This window comes from Streptomyces roseochromogenus subsp. oscitans DS 12.976 (assembly GCF_000497445.1).
Lineage (GTDB): Bacteria > Actinomycetota > Actinomycetes > Streptomycetales > Streptomycetaceae > Streptomyces > Streptomyces oscitans.
The window spans coordinates 1,677,868-1,679,563 of record NZ_CM002285.1 but is presented as its reverse complement, the minus strand read 5'-3'; the positions used below and the strand labels follow the sequence as shown (position 1 = coordinate 1,679,563).

Sequence of the window (1,696 nt, the reverse complement as noted above, 5' to 3'; positions counted from 1 at the left end):
CCTGTGCCGGGCCGGTGAGCCCTGCCAGGACGACACGGACTGCCGCGGAGCGGAGTCCTGCCAGGGTCGGGACGACGTGGGCCCGGGTGGCGTAGGCCCGGGTGGTGTGGGCTCGGGCCGTGGGGGTCTGGATGGTGTGGGTCCGGGTGGTGTGGGTCCGGGCCGTGGGGGTCTGGATGGTGTGGGTCCGGGTGGTGTGGGCTCGGGCCGTGGGGCCTGTAAGGGGGGCGGGGGCGGGACGTGTCAGAGCGGCGGGGGCTGCAGGGCGGGCGAGTTCTGTCAGGGCGGCGCGGGCTGTCAACCCGGCGAGCCATGCCGGGGCGACGGCCATGAGTGCGCGGGCGGCGCCTGTCCCGGCAATGGCCATGAGTGCACCGGTGGCGGCGCCTGTCCCGGCGGCAGCCACGAGTGCACCGGCGGCATGGCGTGCCCCGACGGTGGCCGCACCTGTGGCAAGCCCGGCGACCGGCAGGACCACGGTACCGACGGATGCGACCCGGGCACCTCGGAACATCCGCCGCCCGCGGAACACGGAGTCGAGGCCGGCGCCGGAGGCAGCTTCACCGACTCGGTCCCCGCCCTCGCCGCCGGAGCCGCCTGCATGGCCGCGGCCTGCGGCGGAGCCGGTTACCGGCTGTACGGCCGTTGGCGCGCCGCGGGAGCCCGGCCCACGGACATGTGACCGGGCAACGCAGGCCACTCCCATGGCCGGCCGCTCGGTGGGTACACACCCTCACGAGAACACCGGCAGCCGGACCCCACACCAGCCGGCACCACAGGCCACGACCCCCGGTCAGGAACACACCACACAGCAGCCCACGACGACACAGCCCGCCCCGGCCGACCCGGCCCGGACCGGCGGCACCCGGCACCAGGACGGCGGAGGCGGACATGCGGCGGACGGACCCCGAGGGCCACGGCCCGGTCCGCTACGGCCCACCCCTGCCCGGTGACGGCCTCCCCGTACTCCCCGACCTCACCGCCGTACTCGCCGCCGCGGCGAGCCGCGCCGACGCCCAGCCCGTCGGCGGCGCACCCGCCCTCCTCGAAGCGGCCTGCGGCTACTGGACCCGGCGTGGACTGCCCACCGTCCCCGACCACGTGGCCGCCGGTCCCGGCGCCCCCGCGCTGCTGCTCGCCGTCACCGCCGCACTCGCCGCAGACGGCGCCGACGTCCTGGTCCCCCGCCCCTGCGCCGCCTGGTGGGCGCCGTACGCCCGGCTGCTCGGCCGGCCCGTCTTCCACGTGCCCACTCCCGCCGAGAGCGGCGGCGTCCCCGACCCCTACGCCCTGCTGGAGACCGTCCGCCGGGTCCGCGCCGAGGGCGGCGAACCCCGGCTGCTCGTGCTCTCCGTCGCCGACGACCCCACCGCCACCGTCGCCCCGCCCGAACTGCTGCACGAGACCGTCGAGGCCGCCACCGCCGAGGGGCTGCACCTGGTCAGCGACGAGACCTGGCGCGACACCCTGCACCACCCCCACGACACCGTCCTGCTCAGCCCCGCCGAGATGCGTCCCGACCAGGTCACCGTCGTCACCGACCTCGCCGGATCCCTGCTGCCCGCCGGCTGGCCCGCCGCCGTCGCCCGCTTCCCGGCCACCGAACCCGGACGGCACCTCCACGCGCGCGTGCTCGACATCCTCACCGCGCTCGGTGCCCGCATCGCCGCACCCGTCGCCGCGGCCGCCGGCTACG

Annotated in this window: 2 protein-coding genes and 1 pseudogene; 2 read left to right on the top strand and 1 reads right to left on the bottom strand. The window is 77.2% G+C overall.

Annotation, left to right across the window (positions count from 1 at the left end; all coding sequences use genetic code 11):
* Positions 1–367, bottom strand: a pseudogene (locus M878_RS98845) (hypothetical protein); the annotation flags it as partial.
* Between the two features lie 54 nt (positions 368–421).
* On the opposite strand from M878_RS98845, the gene M878_RS98250 reads away from it, so the two are divergent.
* Positions 422–682 (top strand): hypothetical protein, encoded by a 261-nt coding sequence (locus tag M878_RS98250; protein WP_023545564.1) that lies wholly within the window; start codon positions 422–424, stop codon positions 680–682.
* 209 nt (positions 683–891) lie between these two features.
* Positions 892–1,696: aminotransferase class I/II-fold pyridoxal phosphate-dependent enzyme (locus M878_RS57415; RefSeq protein ID WP_023545563.1), on the top strand; the 805-nt coding region annotated here is incomplete at its 3' end.